This window comes from Serratia sp. CY55921 (assembly GCF_052167655.1).
GTDB classification, from domain to species: Bacteria; Pseudomonadota; Gammaproteobacteria; order Enterobacterales; family Enterobacteriaceae; genus Serratia; species Serratia ureilytica.
Genome location: NZ_JBJNMU010000001.1, coordinates 2,791,877 through 2,807,418, shown reverse-complemented (window position 1 = coordinate 2,807,418; position 15,542 = coordinate 2,791,877). Strand labels below are relative to the sequence as shown.

At 61.1% G+C, this 15,542-nt stretch carries 16 protein-coding genes; 13 read left to right on the top strand and 3 right to left on the bottom strand.

All coding sequences use genetic code 11. From position 1 onward, the window contains the following. The first annotated feature begins 119 nt into the window (after positions 1 to 119). From ACJ8M3_RS13680 to ACJ8M3_RS13670, 3 genes are read left to right on the top strand one after another with little or no spacing between them, the layout of a single operon-like run. The gene (locus tag ACJ8M3_RS13680; protein ID WP_163964504.1) at positions 120 to 734 is read left to right on the top strand and encodes a methylthioribulose 1-phosphate dehydratase; all 615 of its coding nucleotides are present in this window, start codon (positions 120 to 122) and stop codon (positions 732 to 734) included. Beyond that, positions 731 to 1,420 carry an acireductone synthase gene (mtnC, locus tag ACJ8M3_RS13675; RefSeq protein ID WP_046688277.1) on the top strand — a complete coding sequence of 230 codons (690 nt, stop codon included), beginning with the start codon at positions 731 to 733 and terminating at the stop codon, positions 1,418 to 1,420. The genes ACJ8M3_RS13680 and mtnC overlap by 4 nt, the downstream gene beginning before the upstream one ends. Continuing rightward, positions 1,417 to 1,959: a 1,2-dihydroxy-3-keto-5-methylthiopentene dioxygenase gene (locus ACJ8M3_RS13670; protein ID WP_033641961.1), complete on the top strand. Its 543-nt coding sequence runs from the start codon at positions 1,417 to 1,419 to the stop codon at positions 1,957 to 1,959. The genes mtnC and ACJ8M3_RS13670 overlap by 4 nt, the downstream gene beginning before the upstream one ends. 17 nt (positions 1,960 to 1,976) lie before the next feature. Here the strand turns inward: ACJ8M3_RS13670 and mtnA are convergent, their stop codons facing one another. Next, complete coding sequence (gene mtnA / locus ACJ8M3_RS13665; protein WP_069099966.1) at positions 1,977 to 3,005, bottom strand: S-methyl-5-thioribose-1-phosphate isomerase; 1,029 nt, start codon at positions 3,003 to 3,005, stop codon at positions 1,977 to 1,979. 146 nt (positions 3,006 to 3,151) lie between these two features. Between mtnA and mtnK the strand changes: the two genes are divergently transcribed. The 10 genes from mtnK (at position 3,152) to ACJ8M3_RS13615 (ending at position 12,358) form a co-directional block, all read left to right on the top strand. Continuing rightward, positions 3,152 to 4,351 (top strand): S-methyl-5-thioribose kinase, encoded by a 1,200-nt coding sequence (mtnK, locus tag ACJ8M3_RS13660; protein ID WP_442514694.1) that lies wholly within the window; start codon positions 3,152 to 3,154, stop codon positions 4,349 to 4,351. A gap of 511 nt (positions 4,352 to 4,862) precedes the next feature. Next, positions 4,863 to 5,165, top strand: coding sequence for an urease subunit gamma (locus ACJ8M3_RS13655; protein WP_025160087.1), 303 nt, complete (start codon positions 4,863 to 4,865; stop codon positions 5,163 to 5,165). Between the two features lie 55 nt (positions 5,166 to 5,220). Next, positions 5,221 to 5,667: an urease subunit beta gene (locus ACJ8M3_RS13650; protein ID WP_197789985.1), complete on the top strand. Its 447-nt coding sequence runs from the start codon at positions 5,221 to 5,223 to the stop codon at positions 5,665 to 5,667. A 3-nt stretch (positions 5,668 to 5,670) separates the two neighbouring features. Continuing rightward, entirely contained in the window at positions 5,671 to 7,386 is a 1,716-nt protein-coding gene (locus ACJ8M3_RS13645) for an urease subunit alpha (protein WP_033641966.1), read from the top strand. Positions 7,387 to 7,398: 12 nt separating this feature from the next. After that, a complete protein-coding gene (gene ureE / locus ACJ8M3_RS13640; RefSeq protein WP_442514693.1) occupies positions 7,399 to 7,995 on the top strand; it encodes an urease accessory protein UreE in 597 nt (198 codons plus the stop codon). Continuing rightward, a complete protein-coding gene (locus ACJ8M3_RS13635) occupies positions 7,992 to 8,678 on the top strand; it encodes an urease accessory protein UreF (protein WP_042783734.1) in 687 nt (228 codons plus the stop codon). The genes ureE and ACJ8M3_RS13635 overlap by 4 nt, the downstream gene beginning before the upstream one ends. Before the next feature lie 19 nt (positions 8,679 to 8,697). After that, a complete protein-coding gene (gene ureG / locus ACJ8M3_RS13630) occupies positions 8,698 to 9,333 on the top strand; it encodes an urease accessory protein UreG (RefSeq protein ID WP_033641969.1) in 636 nt (211 codons plus the stop codon). Beyond that, positions 9,330 to 10,277, top strand: coding sequence for an urease accessory protein UreD (locus tag ACJ8M3_RS13625; RefSeq protein ID WP_033641970.1), 948 nt, complete (start codon positions 9,330 to 9,332; stop codon positions 10,275 to 10,277). The genes ureG and ACJ8M3_RS13625 overlap by 4 nt, the downstream gene beginning before the upstream one ends. Positions 10,278 to 10,296: 19 nt before the next feature. After that, a complete protein-coding gene (yut, locus tag ACJ8M3_RS13620) occupies positions 10,297 to 11,274 on the top strand; it encodes an urea transporter (protein ID WP_164120074.1) in 978 nt (325 codons plus the stop codon). A gap of 40 nt (positions 11,275 to 11,314) precedes the next feature. Beyond that, the gene (locus tag ACJ8M3_RS13615; RefSeq protein WP_046688284.1) at positions 11,315 to 12,358 is read left to right on the top strand and encodes a HoxN/HupN/NixA family nickel/cobalt transporter; all 1,044 of its coding nucleotides are present in this window, start codon (positions 11,315 to 11,317) and stop codon (positions 12,356 to 12,358) included. A 73-nt stretch (positions 12,359 to 12,431) separates the two neighbouring features. On the opposite strand, the gene ACJ8M3_RS13610 is transcribed toward ACJ8M3_RS13615, so the two are convergent. Beyond that, positions 12,432 to 12,584 carry a Hok/Gef family protein gene (locus ACJ8M3_RS13610; RefSeq protein ID WP_004930217.1) on the bottom strand — a complete coding sequence of 51 codons (153 nt, stop codon included), beginning with the start codon at positions 12,582 to 12,584 and terminating at the stop codon, positions 12,432 to 12,434. 289 nt (positions 12,585 to 12,873) lie between these two features. Further along, the gene (fadE, locus tag ACJ8M3_RS13605; RefSeq protein ID WP_004930218.1) at positions 12,874 to 15,330 is read right to left on the bottom strand and encodes an acyl-CoA dehydrogenase FadE; all 2,457 of its coding nucleotides are present in this window, start codon (positions 15,328 to 15,330) and stop codon (positions 12,874 to 12,876) included. Between the last annotated feature and the right edge of the window lie 212 nt (positions 15,331 to 15,542).

The following is a 15,542-nucleotide window of genomic DNA, read 5'->3' as shown; positions in this document are numbered from 1 at the left end:
GATGCTAGTATTTGGCAATCAAGACGCTTAGATGGCTAAATACGAAAAAGTGCTTAGCCTGTCGCGCAGCCGGCTAAGCCTCACCTGCTGACCGCTATACCGAACGGGAAACGATAACAATGACGGAGAATCCGCAACTTACCGCATTACTGGCGGCCTGCCACTGGATTGGCGACAAAGGCTGGTGTCCGGCGACCGGCGGCAACATGTCGCTGCGCCTCGACGAACGCCAGTGCCTGGTCACCGAGTCCGGCAAAGACAAAGGCAGTCTGAGCGCCGCCGATTTTCTGCGGGTGGATATCGCTGACAATCACGTGCCGAGCGGCCGTACGCCGTCGGCGGAAACCGGGCTGCATACGCTGCTCTATCGTTTGTACCCGCATCTTGGCGCGGTGTTGCATACCCATTCCGTCAACGCCACCGTGTTGTCGCGGGTGGAACGCGGCGATGCGTTGGTGCTGCAGGGGTACGAAATGCAAAAGTCGCTCGCCGGTCAGCGCAGCCACCTGGACTGCGTGGCGATCCCTATTTTCGATAACGATCAGGACATTCCCCGGCTGGCGTCGCGCGTCGCGGCCTATGCCGAGGTCACGCCGCTGCAGTACGGTTTTCTGGTGCGCGGCCACGGTCTCTATTGCTGGGGAGGTCAGGTGGCGGAAGCCCGCCGCCATCTCGAAGGGCTGGAATTCCTGTTCCAGTGTGAACTGCAACGTCGCTTGCTGGAGGCGAAATGATCCGCGCTATCGTGACCGATATTGAAGGCACCACCAGCGATATTCGCTTCGTGCATCAGGTGCTGTTTCCCTATGCCCGCGAGCGGCTGGCGGATTTTGTACGCCGTCACGCCACGGAGAGCGAAGTCGCCGCGCCGTTGGCGGCGCTGCGCGCTGAAATTGACCAGCCGCAGGCGGATCTCGATGCGCTGATCGCCGCGCTGTATCGCTTTATGGATGAAGATCGCAAATCCACCGCGCTCAAGGCGCTGCAGGGCATCATCTGGCGCAGCGGCTATCGCGAGGGCGACTTCCGCGGACATCTTTATCCGGAGGTCGCCGGGCAGTTGGCTGCCTGGCAGCGCCAGGGGCTGAAGCTTTACGTTTATTCCTCCGGCTCGGTGGAGGCGCAGAAGCTGCTGTTCGGCCACAGCGACGCCGGCGATCTGCAGCCGCTGTTCAGCGGCTATTTCGACACCCGCGTCGGCGCCAAGCGTGAAACCGCGTCGTACCGCAACATCGCGCAGGCTATCGGCATCGCGCCCGACGAACTGCTGTTCCTGTCCGATATTCACCAGGAGCTGGACGCCGCGCAGGCCGCCGGCTGGCATACCTGCCAGCTGATCCGCGATGAGGCGGACGCACAGAGCCGGCATCCGCAGGTCAGCCGTTTTGATCACATCGATTTAGGGGAGTTTGTCTCATGAGTGGATTGACCATTTTCAGTGATACAGCACCGCAGCAGCCGCTGTGGCAGAGCCGCGACGCGCAGGAAATCCAGCGCCAGCTGGCGCAGATCGGCGTGCGCTTTGAGCGTTGGCAGGCGGATCGCGAGTTGGGCGACAACCCGCAGCCGGAGGCGGTGATCGCCGCCTATCAGCATGAGATCGACCGGCTGGTGGCGGAAAAGGGCTACCAGAGTTGGGACGTGATCAGCATGCGGCCGGACCACGAGCAGCGTCAGGCGCTGCGCGAAAAATTCCTGTCCGAACACACGCACGGCGAGGATGAAGTGCGCTTTTTCGTTGAAGGGGCGGGGCTGTTTTGCCTGCATCTGGACGGCAAGATCTTCCAGATCCTGTGCGAAAAGAACGATCTGATCTCGGTGCCGGCCAACACCCGTCACTGGTTCGATATGGGCTCGGCGCCGCACTTTACCGCGATCCGGGTATTTGACAACCCGGAAGGCTGGGTGGCGCATTTCACCGGCGACACGATCGCCGATGCCTATCCGCGCCTGGACTGATCGTCAACCGGCGGGCGTTAACCCAGCGCCCGCTGGAAAATCCCCGCTTCAACCTGTTGCGGCGTGATCACGCCGCTGTCGAACACCCACCCGCTGATAAGCTTGGCCGGCGTGACGTCGAACGCCGGATTGCAGACCGGCGCATCGGCCGGCGCCCACTGGCAGGCGCCGAAGCTGCCTGAAACGCCGGTGACTTCGGCCGCCGCGCGTTGCTCGATCGGGATGGCGGCGCCGTCCGGACAGTGCGGATCGTGGGTGGTATGCGGGGCAGCCACGTAGAATGGAATGCCATGGTAGTGCGCCAGCACCGCCAGGCTGTAGGTGCCAATCTTGTTGGCGACGTCGCCGTTGGCGGCGATGCGATCCGCGCCGACCCACACCGCATCGACCTGGCCCTGCGCCATCAGGCTGGCGGCCATCGAATCGCAGATCAGGCGATAGGGAATGCCCAGCTCGCCCAGTTCCCAGGCGGTCAGACGGCCGCCCTGCAGCAACGGCCGGGTTTCATCAACCCATACCTGTTGCACTTTGCCCTGCTGGTGGGCGCGCAGCAGCACGCCGATGGCGGTGCCGACGCCGGCGGTGGCCAACCCGCCGGTATTGCAGTGGGTCAGCAGGCGGCTGCCTGGCTTGACCAGCCCAGCGCCGTGATCGGCGATGCGATCGCACAGCCGGCGATCTTCCTCCACCAGCCGCAGCGCTTCGTTCACCATCGCCGGCGCCCAGTCCGGCTCCGCCAGCGCCAGCTTCATGCGATCCAGATTGTTCATCAGGTTAACCGCCGTCGGGCGGGCGGCGCGCAGCGTGTGCAGCGCCTGTTCCAGCTCGGCGCGCGGCACACCGCGTTCCGCCAGCAGCGCCAACAGCAGGCTGGCGGACAGCCCGATCAGCGGCGCGCCGCGCACCCGCAGGCTGTGAATGTGCCCGACCAACTCCTCCACGCTGTCGCAGGCGCGCCACCGCTTTTCCTGCGGCAGGGCTTGCTGATCGAGGATCCAAAGGCGGTTGTCCCGCAGGGTCAAACTGGTGGTGTTAAGCGCTTGCATCGGCGGTTAATTCCTTGTTGCGAGGTTATTGCATCTGAAACGCTATTCTGCCAACATGACTTCCAGATGTATAGACGTCCAAATGCTTTTACGTCTAAATAAACAGAATCGCTGGGGGCAGCGAGAGAGAACAGAGGGGTTGGGGAATGTCGCTTTATCGTACGTTTACGGCTGCCGATGCCGTTGAATACGCCCGCCAATACGGGCAGGTGGCCGATCCGCAGGCGCTGGTCAGCGCCGACGAGATCGGCGACGGCAACCTGAACCTGGTGTTCAAGATCCGCGATCGCGAAGGCGTGAGCCGGGTGATCGTCAAACAGGCCTTGCCGTACGTGCGCTGCGTGGGCGAATCCTGGCCGCTGACGCTGGATCGGGCGCGCATCGAAGCGGAAACGCTGTTGATCCACGGCGGTTTCTGCCCGCGACATACGGTAAAAATCCTGCACCACGATCCCGAGTTGGCGGTGATGGTGCAAGAAGATCTCTCCGATCATCGCATCTGGCGCAGCGAACTGGTGCAGGGGAACTATCATCCGCTGGCGGCCGGTCAGCTGGCGGAATACCTGGCGCAGACGCTGTTCCACACCTCCGATTTTTATCAGTCGGCGCAGCAGAAAAAAGCGGAAGTCAGCCGCTTCACCAACCCCGAGCTGTGCCAGATCACCGAAGATCTGTTCTTTACCGATCCCTATATCGACCATGAGCGCAATCAGTTCGAGGCGGCGCTGTTGCCGCAGGTGCAGTCGCTGCGTGAGGATGCGCCGCTGAAGCTGGCGGTCGCCGGCCTGAAACACCGCTTTCTCAGCAAGGCGGAGGCGTTGTTGCACGGGGATATCCACAGCGGTTCAATTTTCGTGGCGGAAGGGCGATTGAAAGCGATCGACGCTGAATTCGGTTTCTACGGCCCGATCGGTTTTGATGTCGGCACTGCGTTAGGCAATCTGCTGCTCAACTATTGCGGCCAGCCAGGGCTGTTCGGGCCGCGCGACGCCGCCGCCGGGCGCGAGCAGCGTCTGCAGGATGTGCGCGAGCTGTGGCTGATCTTTGCCGATCGTTTCCTGGCGCTGTGCCATCAGCAAAGCCGTGATGCGGCGCTGGCGACGCCGGGTTACGCCGAGCAGTTCCTGCAGCAGGTCTGGACTGATGCGGTAGGGTACTGCGGCACCGAGCTGATTCGGCGCACTATCGGCCTGGCGCACGTCGCCGATCTGGACAGCATCGCCGACGCCGACATGCGCCTCGACTGTCAGCGTCATGCGCTGGGTTTGGGGCGCACGCTGATCGTCAATGCGCCGCAGATCGAGCATATCGACGCGCTGTTGGCGCGCATTCGTCAGCAAGGCTGAAGAGCCCGACAGTAATGAGGCAAACCCGGCTGCGGCCGGGTTTTTTTTTAATAACTTATTGGCATCAGTAACAGAATAGATAAATTGTTTTTAACTAAAAAGGTATTTTCACTCGCGTCTTATTTGTAAATTTAATTATATTTTCTGACCGTTGGTTACATGTCTTTAATATTAATGTCATCCATAAGGACAGTGCTTATTTATCTGGATTTCATGACGGTAATTAAAATAAAAAAACGCCATCCGTTCTTTTTTTGATCGTTTTATTGTGGGAGTGGGAAGATGAAAAAAGACTTTTTATCGATAAAAACTATCACGTCGCCGTTACTTTTTTAGGAAATGGGACAGCTCATGCTCGGGTTTGAATAAAGCAGCGGGTTGATTATCTCAATATTACCCCCTAGATTATTCGAGTGTCGGACAATCGTAAATAAATAACGCAAGGTTATTAACTATAAGTAACCTTTGGCCTCACTTTGTCTGATTATTTCTATCGAGATCGGAGTGCTACATGCAATTAACGCCAAGAGAAATCGAAAAGCTGATGGTCTATACCCTGGCTGACGTCGCATTAAAACGAAAATCCAGAGGGATAAAGCTTAATTATCCCGAGGCGGTGGCCATTATTACCACCGCGGCGCTGGAGGGCGCCCGCGAGGGAAAAACGCTGGAAGAAGTCATGAACGACACGCGGCAGGTTTTGAGCCGCGATGACGTCATGGACGGCGTGGCGGACTTGATCCCGCATGTGCAGGTCGAGGCGATATTCAGCGACGGCAGCCGCCTGGTGACGGTGCACGATCCTATTCAATAAGCGCCGATGGCCTTCCTGAATCCCATGGACGAATCTTATCAGCACAGGTATTCCGATGAAAAAGCATGACAAAGAAAAGTACGTGCCGCCAGGCGGCTATATCCTGTCCGAAAGTCCCATCACCTTCAATGAAGATCGCGAGACGGTTATTTTAACGGTGCGCAATACCGGCGACAGGCCTATTCAGGTCGGCTCACACTTTCATTTCTTCGAAGCCAACAAAGCGCTGCAGTTCGATCGCGCCGCCGCCTTTGGTAAACGGTTAAATATCACCGCCACGACGGCGATCCGCTTTGAACCCGGCGATGAAATCGAGGTGGCGCTTATTGCCATCGGCGGCAAGCAAACGGTTTATGGTTTTAATAATCTGGTGGACGGTTGGGCGGGCGACAGCCCGGTAGCCGCCGGTGAAAGAGTAAAGAAAACTATAGATGTAAAGCGAGCTATTGAGCTGGGTTATAAAAACCGCGACCAGGCGCCCATCAAGACGGACGAGGAATAAAGCATGCCAACGATCTCCAGGCAGGAATATGCCGGGCTGTTCGGCCCGACCACCGGCGATAAAATTCGCTTGGGCGATACGCAACTGTTTATTGAAATAGAAAAAGATCTGCGCGGTTACGGTGAGGAATCGGTCTACGGCGGCGGTAAGTCGCTGCGCGACGGCATGGGCGCCGATAACCGATTAACCAGCGACAATGTGTTGGATCTGGTCATTACCAATGTGACCATTCTGGACGCCCGGCAAGGGGTGATCAAGGCGGACGTCGGCATTAAAAACGGCCTGATCGCCGGCATTGGCAAAAGCGGCAACCCGGCGATGATGAACGGCGTCACGCCCGGCATGGTGGTGGGCGTCAGCACCGACGCCATCTCGGGCGAACACCTGATCCTGACCGCCGCCGGCATCGATACGCACATTCATTTCATTTCGCCGCAGCAGGCCGCACATGCGCTCTCCAACGGCGTGACGACCTTCTTCGGCGGCGGCGTCGGGCCGACCGACGGTTCCAACGGCACCACGGTGACCGCCGGGCCCTGGCATATCCACCGCATGCTGCGCGCCTTTGAGAGCATGCCGGTCAACGTGGGGATGCTCGGCAAGGGGCACGCTTCGCACGCTGCGCCGCTGGTCGAACAAATCGCCGCCGGCGTGGCCGGGCTGAAGGTGCATGAGGACTGGGGCGCCACCAACTCCGCGCTGCGCCACGCGCTGCGGGTGGCCGACGACATGGATATTCAGGTGGCGGTGCATACCGACAGCCTGAACGAGGGCGGCTACGTCGAGGACACCATCGACGCCTTCGAAGGGCGCACTATCCACACCTTCCACACCGAAGGCGCCGGCGGCGGGCACTCGCCGGATATCATCAAGGTCGCCGCGCAGATGAACGTCTTGCCGAGCTCCACCAACCCCACGCTGCCGTTCGGCATCAACAGTCAGGCCGAACTGTTCGACATGATCATGGTGTGCCACAACCTCAACCCCAATGTGCCGGCCGACGTGGCGTTTTCTGAAAGCCGGGTGCGGCCGGAAACCATCGCCGCGGAAAACGTGCTGCACGACATGGGCGTGCTGTCGATGTTTTCCAGCGACTCCCAGGCGATGGGGCGGGTTGGCGAAAACTGGCTGCGGGTGATGCAGACGGCACACGCGATGAAAGCCGCGCGCGGCAAGCTGCCGGAAGATGCGGCGGAACACGATAACTTCCGCGTGCTGCGCTACGTGGCGAAGATCACCATCAACCCGGCGATCGCGCAGGGCATCAGCCACGTGCTGGGTTCGGTCGAGGTCGGCAAGATGGCCGATCTGGTGCTGTGGGAGCCGCGCTTCTTCGGTGCCAAGCCGAAGCTGGTGATCAAGGGTGGGATGATTAACTGGGCGGTGATGGGCGATCCCAACGCGTCGTTGCCGACGCCGCAGCCCACGTTCTACCGACCGATGTTCGGCGCCATGGGCAAATCGCTGCAGGAAACCTGCGTCACCTTCGTCTCCGGCGCGGCGTTGCACGACGGCATCAAAGAGAAACTGGGGCTGGAGCGGCAGGTGATGGCAGTGCATAACTGCCGCGCGATCTCCAAGCAGGACATGGTGCGCAATGCGGAAACGCCGCACATCGAGGTGGACCCCGAAACCTTCGCCGTCAAGGTCAACGGCGAACACGCCACGGTGAAACCGATCGCCACCGCCGTGCTTAATCAACGCTACTTCTTCAGCTAGGAACCGCCGCTCATGATCGTGATTGAAAAGATACTCGGCAATATCAAACGGGATGCCGACTGGCGTGAGCGCTTGCAACACGCCTCGTTGGACGTGTTGGCGCTTTCGCAGTGGGAGGCGCAGAAAAGCCGCTGCCGCAAAACCACCCGCGATGGTCAGGATCTCGGCATTTCCCTCGATCGTCACCAGGTGCTGGCCGACGGCGATGTGCTGCTTTGGGACGAAGCGAACCGCAGCGCGGTGGTGGTGCAGATGGACCTGCGCGACGTGATGGTGATCCACCTGCAGTCGCTGTTGGCGACCGATATGGCGACGGTGCTGAAGACCGCATTCGAACTGGGGCATGCCCTGGGCAATCAGCACTGGAAATCGGTCATCAAAGGGAATCGCATCTTTATTCCGCTGACGGTGGCGACCAAGGTGATGGATTCGGTGATGAAAACCCACGGCTTTCATGCGCTGCCTTATTCGTTCGTGAAGGGTGAAAGCATTTTGCCGCATCTGACCCAGCCCGAAGCGCGCCTGCTGTTCGGCGGCGCGGAGGATTCCGCCACCCATGTGCATGTTGACAGCCCATTCCTCGGTCAGCATGTGATCAAATTGAAATGAACGCTGTTCAGCTGATTCGCATCCTGCAGTTTGCCGACTCGGTGCTGCCGGTGGGGGCGTTTGCCTTTTCCAATGGCGTCGAGTCGGCGATCCAGGCCGGCATCGTGCGCGATGTCGACACGCTGAAATCGTTCACCCGCACCGCTTTGCAACAGGCGGCGGGCGGCGACGGCCGGGCGGTCGCGGCGGCCTGCCGGGCGCTGCAGGGGGGCGATCGCGAGGCGGTTATCGGGCACGACTGGGCGCTGTTCAACCGCAAGCTGAATGAAGAAGGCCGCAGCATGGTGGTGAGGATGGGAAAGAAGCTGGCGGAAATGACGGCGGCCATCTGTGATGAGCCCCAGGTGGTCTGGTGGCTTGAGCAGATCAAAACCGGCCGCGCCGCCGGCACCTATCCGGTGACGCAGGCGGTAGTGATGACGGCGCTGGGCGCGGGGCCGCGCGAGGTGGCGGTGATGCATCAGTACGGCGTGGCGATGACCATTCTCAGCGCCGCCATGCGCCTGATGCGCGTCACCCATATCGACACCCAACGCATCCTGTTTCAACTCAACCGGGACATCGACGTTTTTTGTGACGAAGCCGAACGCGGCGGCGTTGAACAAATGGCCTCTTACGCGCCGGTGACCGACGTCCTGGCCGCGCTGCACGTCGGCGCATTTACCCGACTGTTCAGCAACTAATGACAAAGGAACGAGCAGAGTGAAGAAAATTACCCGCATTGGCATCGGCGGCCCGGTAGGCTCGGGCAAGACCGCGATTATCGAAGTCATTACGCCGCGTCTGATCGAACGGGGCATCAGCCCGTTAATCATCACCAACGACATCGTCACTACCGAAGACGCCAAACAGGTCAAGCGCACGCTCAAGGGGATCCTCGACGAGGAGAAAATTCTGGGCGTGGAAACCGGCGCCTGCCCGCATACCGCGGTGCGCGAGGATCCGAGCATGAATATCGCCGCGGTGGAGGAGATGGAGGCCCGTTTCCCGGACAGCGACGTGGTGATGATCGAGAGCGGCGGCGATAACCTGACGTTGACCTTCAGCCCGGCGCTGGCGGACTTTTACATCTACGTTATCGACGTCGCCGAAGGTGAAAAGATCCCACGCAAAAACGGCCCGGGCCTGGTGCAGGCCGACATCCTGGTGATCAACAAAATCGATTTGGCGCCGTACGTCGGCGCCAGCCTGGCGGTGATGGAGCACGATACGCGCGTGGTGCGCGGCGAGCGGCCTTATATCCTCACCAACTGCAAAACCGGCGAAGGCATCGACGAACTGGTGGATATGATCATGCGTGATTTCCTGTTCACCCACGCGCCGTCGGCGGCGGTATGACGGCCGTCAGCGAAGCGGCGAGGCGCGTGGCGCAACTCGGCGCCGACGCGCCGGAGTTGGCCGCCTACCAGGACGAACCGCCGCAGATGGCCAGCGGCGGCGTGGGCAAAACCGGCTATCTGCGGCTGGGGTTCGCGCTGAACGGGCATCGCAGCGTGCTGCGGCAAATGGAGCGGCGCGTGCCATTTCTGGTGCAGCGGGCGCTGTATTGGGACGAGGCGCTGCCGCAGATGCCGTGCGTATTCGTCATCTCCACCTCGGGCTGCATCTTGCAGGGCGATCGCCTGACGCTCGAGGTGCAGGTCGCCCCCCGGGCCTGCGGGCATGTCACCACTCAATCGGCGACCAAGATCCACGCCATGGAAAATAACTACGCGGCGCAGATGCAGACGCTGACGCTCGAAGAGGGCAGCTATCTGGAGATGATGCCCGATCCGGTGATCCCTCACTGCGGCTCGCGCTTCATTACCGATACCCGCATTACGCTGCACCCCACGGCGACGCTGCTCTATGGCGAGATCCTGATGTCGGGACGCAAACACCATCAGGCGGATCGCGGTTTCAGATTCGACGTTTACTCTTCGCGCATCAGCGCCTGTCGCCCCGAGGGCAACACGCTGTTTGTCGAGCGCTATGTGCTGGAACCGCATAAACACCCGCTGAACGGGGTCGGCGTAATGGGGCCGTTCGATGTGTTCGGCAATGTGATCCTGCTGACGCCGCCCGAGCATCATCAGCGGCTCCTCGATCGCATCGCGCCCCGCTATGACGAGGCTGAGGGGATCGCCAGCGGCGTCAGCCGGTTGCCCAATGAGTGCGGGCTGATCTTTAAGGCTTTGGGCAAAGAGGCGCGCCAGGTGAAGGCGGCGATTCGCGCTTTCTGGCGCGTCGCCCGGGAGGAAATCCTGGGCGTGACGCTGCCCGAGCCTTTTATCTGGCGCTAGTCTGCAGCGGGAAGCGGTCATGACGACAAAGTGGAGTTGGGCGGCGTTGTGCGCCCGCAGCCGAATAGCGGCGGTGACGGATGCGGTGCTGCGCGGCTGTTCGCAGGTGATGTTTCAAAATAACCCGTTGACCGGATTATTGTTTTTCATCGCCATTTTCGTGGGCGCCTGGGAAGAGGGGCTACCGCAGGTGGCCTTCGGCTGCCTGCTGGGCGCGGCGACGGCGACGCTCAGCGCGGCGTGGTTGGTGGACGATCGCACAGCGTTGCGCACAGGTCTCTATGGCTACAACGGCTGCCTGGTCGGCGCCGCGCTGCCGACCTTTTTGCTGCCCTCAGTCTGGCTGTGGATCGGCGTGATCTTCAGCAGCGCGATCTCGGTGATCGTCACCGTCGGCCTCAATCGGCTGCTGCGTACCTGGAAGATCGCGGCGCTGACCGCGCCTTTCGTGCTGACCACCTGGACAGTGCTGCTGGCCAGCTACCCGTTCAGCCATCTGCGGCATGTGCGGTTGCCGCCGGCGGCCATCCCGGCCGACGGCGCGGTGTTCAACCCGCATCCCGACCTGGCGGAGGTGTTGAGCGGTGCGTTGCACGGCGTCTCCCAGGTCTTTTTGTGCAGCAGCGTGAGCGGCGGCGTGCTGCTGTTGCTCGGGCTGGCGGTTTCGTCGCCGCGCGCGATGGCGCTGGGTTTCTTCGGCGCCTTGCTGGCGGTGATCACCGCGCTGGCGATTGGCGCCGATCCGCAGGCGGTCTTCGCCGGGCTGTATGCTTTCAGTGCGGTGCTGACGGCGGTGGCGCTGGGTTCCGTCTTCAACCCGCCCGGGCGGCGGGTGCTTATCTATACGCTGCTCGGCGTGATTTTCACGGTGCTGGTGCAGGGGGCTTTCAATACCTTGCTGGCTCCGCTGGGGATGCCGTCGCTGACCATGCCGTTCGTGATCGCGTCCTGGGTGTTTTTGAGCGCCAATCCGGCGGTGATCGCGGCGCGGCGCTAATCCATTGATTTCAACATAACGAGAAAACGGGAGTGTGGGTATGGCGGTAATTTCCGAAGGATTGCATGGCGCGGCCCGGCGGCGGGCGGTATCCCTGCTGCTGGGGCTGGTGGCGGTCAACGTCGTTGTCTGGCTGCTGGCGCTGGCGGTGTTCAAAGACAATGCGGCGCTGATGGGCACCGCCTTGCTGGCCTACAGTTTTGGTCTGCGCCATGCGGTGGATGCCGATCACATCGCCGCGATCGACAACGTGACCCGCAAGCTGATGCAACAGGGCAAAACGCCGGTGGCGGTCGGCACCTTCTTCTCGCTCGGCCACTCGACCATCGTGGTGCTGGCCTCGGCCGCCATTGCCGCCACGGCGATGATGTTCAGCCGACAGATGGGCTGGTTTCACGAAACCGGCGGTTTGATCGGCACACTGGTGTCCGCGCTGTTTCTGCTGACGGTGGCCTTTATCAACCTGCTGGTGCTGATCTCCGTGTGGCGCGCTTTCCGGCAGGTGAAGGCGGGCGAGCTGCCTGCGCATCAATCGCTGGATCTGTTGATGAGCGGCGGCGGTGCGCTGGCGCGCTGCTTCCGCCCGCTGTTCAGGCTGGTGAATCAGAGCTGGCACATGTACCTGGTGGGCTTCTTGTTTGGCCTGGGCTTCGACACCGCCACCGAGGTCGGGTTGCTGGGGATTTCGGCTGCCGGCGCCGGCCACGGCATGAACCTGTGGAGCATCATGCTGTTCCCGGCGCTGTTCGCCGCCGGCATGGCGCTGATCGACTCCATCGACAACTTCGTGATGATTGGCGCTTACGGCTGGGCGTTCTCCAAACCGATCCGCAAACTGTACTACAACATGACCATCACGGCGGCGTCGGTGATCATCGCGGTGTTTATCGGCGGCATCGAAGCGCTCGGACTTATCGCCGACAAGCTGGCGCTGTCCGGCCCGCTGTGGGACGCCGTGGCGCGGCTCAACGATCATCTGGGGGAGATGGGTTATTGGGTGATCGCCGTGTTCATTTTCTGCTGGTTGGTGTCGGTGGTGAATTACCGCCTGCGCGGCTATGACAAGCTGACGGTCAGCGGCTGAAAAGGCGGGTGCTCGTGGATCCTGCCTGACACCATCCGCCAACGGGCGGGGCGAACCCCGCCGTTGGGTTGCCTTACCGTTCGGATTCGTAAGCCAAAGTGGCCGCAACCTCCGAGTCTCCCAACCTGATGCGCAGTTCGCACAGCGAACCGCGGGTTAGCCAGATGAACGCGATCAGCGTCATACAGACGATCACCAGCTTAAGCACGACCCGTTTTTGCTGCATTTTTGACCTCCCTATCCTTGCCTTGCGGCGGGTAAGAGGCTAACCTGATGTTGCTAGGCATCAGAGTGGCCTCGGGTTGATAATATCGACTCGGGGCCTTTCTCTTTCTCTCCTTTGCCAAGGCTCCGGACAGAAAGATCCAGAGCACCCGCTGCGCAGTCTACCCGAACTTCCTTCCCGTGAAATCCGCCGTTGCGCCAACCTGCGGCGCGGTGCGCAGTTCGTGATGCAAGAAAAGAAAAAGGGGCGATGATGATCGCCCCTTGGATGCGTGGAGTAGGAATTGGCGTTAAGCCGCTTCGGTCTGCTGTTGGCGCTTAGACTGCGCCGCCGGCTTTTCCGGCTTGGCGGCCGCCAGCGCATCCGGCGCAAAGTCGTCCACGTTGATGGAGCGCAGGCGGCTCTCTTCGGCTTTCACCAGGATCTTCGCTTCGTCGGCGCTGATCTTGCCTTCTTCCAGCGCGCGCTCCGCCAAACGATCCAGACGGGTGAACGGCAGGTTTTTGCCGGCCGCCTTGCACAGGCGTTCGTGAATCGGCTCGGCGGCCATCACGTCGGCCAGCGCCGCTTCCAGCAGACCGATTGGGTTATGCTCGCTCGGCGTCAGGTACTGGCCGCGTCCCAGACGGCTGCGGGTGGCGGAAGGCACCTGCAGGATCTTGGCCAGCTGATGATCCAGGCGATCGGACGGTGCGGTATGCACGCGGCCGAACGGGAAGACCACGAAGCGCAGCGCGCCGGCGATAAAGCGGTTCGGGAAGTTGCGCAGCAGATCATCCAGCGCCTGTTCGGCTTTATGCAGGCTGTCTTGCACGCCCCAATGCACCAGCGGCAGATCTTCTTTCTGACGGCCTTCGTCGTCAAAGCGTTTCAGCACGGCGGAAGCCAGGTACATCTGGCTGAGGATATCCCCCAGGCGAGCGGAGATGCGCTCGCGGCGCTTCAGGCTGCCGCCCAGCACGCCCATGGAAACGTCCGACAGCAACGCCAGGTTGGCGCTCAGGCGGTTCAACTGCTGATAGTAACGACGGGTCGCGTCCTTGGTCGGCGTGGCGCTGGTGCGGCCGTTGGTCAGGCCCAGCCAGAAGCTGCGTACCTTGTTGCTGCCGACGTGGCCCAGGTGGCCGAACAGCGATTTATCGAAGGCGTTCAGATCGTTGTTCTGCGCCGCCGCCATTTCATCCAGCACATAAGGATGGCAGCGGATCGCGCCCTGACCGAAGATCATCATGGTGCGGGTCAGGATGTTCGCGCCTTCCACCGTGATGGCGATCGGTGCGCCCTGATAAGCGCGAGCCAGGAAGTTGGATTCGCCCAGCATAATGCCTTTACCGCCGGCGATGTCCATGGCGTCAACGATCGACTGCTGGCCGCGGTGCGTACAGTGGTATTTGACGATGGCCGACAGCACGGCCGGTTTCTCGCCCTGCACCAGCGCGTAGGTGATCAGCGAAGCGGCGGCGTCCATCACATAGGTGTTGCCGGCGATGCGCGCCAACGGCTCTTCGATCCCTTCCATCTTGCCGATGGAGATCTTGAACTGACGGCGAATGTGCGCGTAGGCGCCGGTCGCCAGGGCGATGGATTTCAGGCTGCCGGTGGAGTTGGACGGCAGGGTGATGCCGCGACCGACCGACAGGCATTCAACCAGCATGCGCCAGCCCTGGCCGGCCATTTTCGGGCCGCCGATGATGTAATCGATCGGCACGAACACGTCGGTGCCGCGGGTCGGGCCGTTCTGGAACGGCACGTTCAGCGGGAAGTGGCGGTTGCCGATTTCCACGCCCGGCGTGCTGGTCGGGATCAGCGCGCAGGTGATGCCCGGGGATTCGTTGTCGCTCAGCAGGCGGTTCGGGTCATGCAGTTTGAATGCTAAACCCAGTACGGTGGCGACCGGCGCCAGCGTGATGTAGCGCTTGTTCCAGGTCAGGCGCATGCCCAGCACCTGCTTGCCTTGCCATTCGCCCATGCACACGGTGCCGACGTCTGGAATGGCACCGGCATCGGAGCCCGCTTCCGGGCTGGTCAGCGCGAAGCAAGGAATTTCGTCGCCGCGCGCCAGGCCCGGCAGATAGTGGTTTTTCTGTTCTTCGGTACCGTAGTGCTGCAGCAGTTCGCCCGGGCCGAGGGAGTTCGGCACGCCGACGGTGATCGCCAGGATGCCGGAAACGCCGGCCAGTTTTTGCAGCACCATCGCCTGAGCGTAAGGGGAGAATTCCAGACCGCCGTACTCTTTCTTGATGATCATCGCGAAGAAACGGTGTTCTTTCAGGTACGCCCAGAGTTCAGGCGGCAGATCGGCCAGTTCGTGGGTGATCTGGAAGTCGTTGGCCATGCGGCAGGCTTCTTCCACCGGGCCGTCGATAAACGCTTGCTCTTCTTCCGTCAGGCGCGGTTTCGGGTAGCTGTGCAGCTTGTTCCAGTCCGGCGCGCCGCGGAACAGATCGCCTTCCCACCAGGTGGTGCCCGCGTCGATCGCTTCCTTCTCGGTGGTGGACATCGGCGGCATCACCTTGCGGAAGGCGCGCAGCGCCGGCGCGGAGAGCAGAGAGCGACGCACAGAGGAAAGGTTCAGCGGCAGCAGCACGATCGCCAGCGGCAGCAACAGCCAGAAGCTCCACAGGCCGATCGCGCCCATGGCGGCGGTGTACGCCACCAGGATCAGGCTGCTGAGGGTAAGGTTCACTCGGTGGTAGAACACCACGCCGAGGAGAGCCAGTAAAACGACAATACTAAGAACCATCATAAGAAGCTCCGAAGTAGTAAGAGGTCTGACCTGTTGTGTGTATGTAATAGGTTTTAGTACAAGGCAGAATTTTTATCAATGCGTTTACAGTTTAATTACAACTCAGGTCACAAACTGACAGCACCAATCATCAAAAACCTCTCCGCTTCCTTAACCGGCGCGCTGTTTGGCTGAGAATGCTTCTCGCTGTTTCCGCGATCCGGTACACTGCG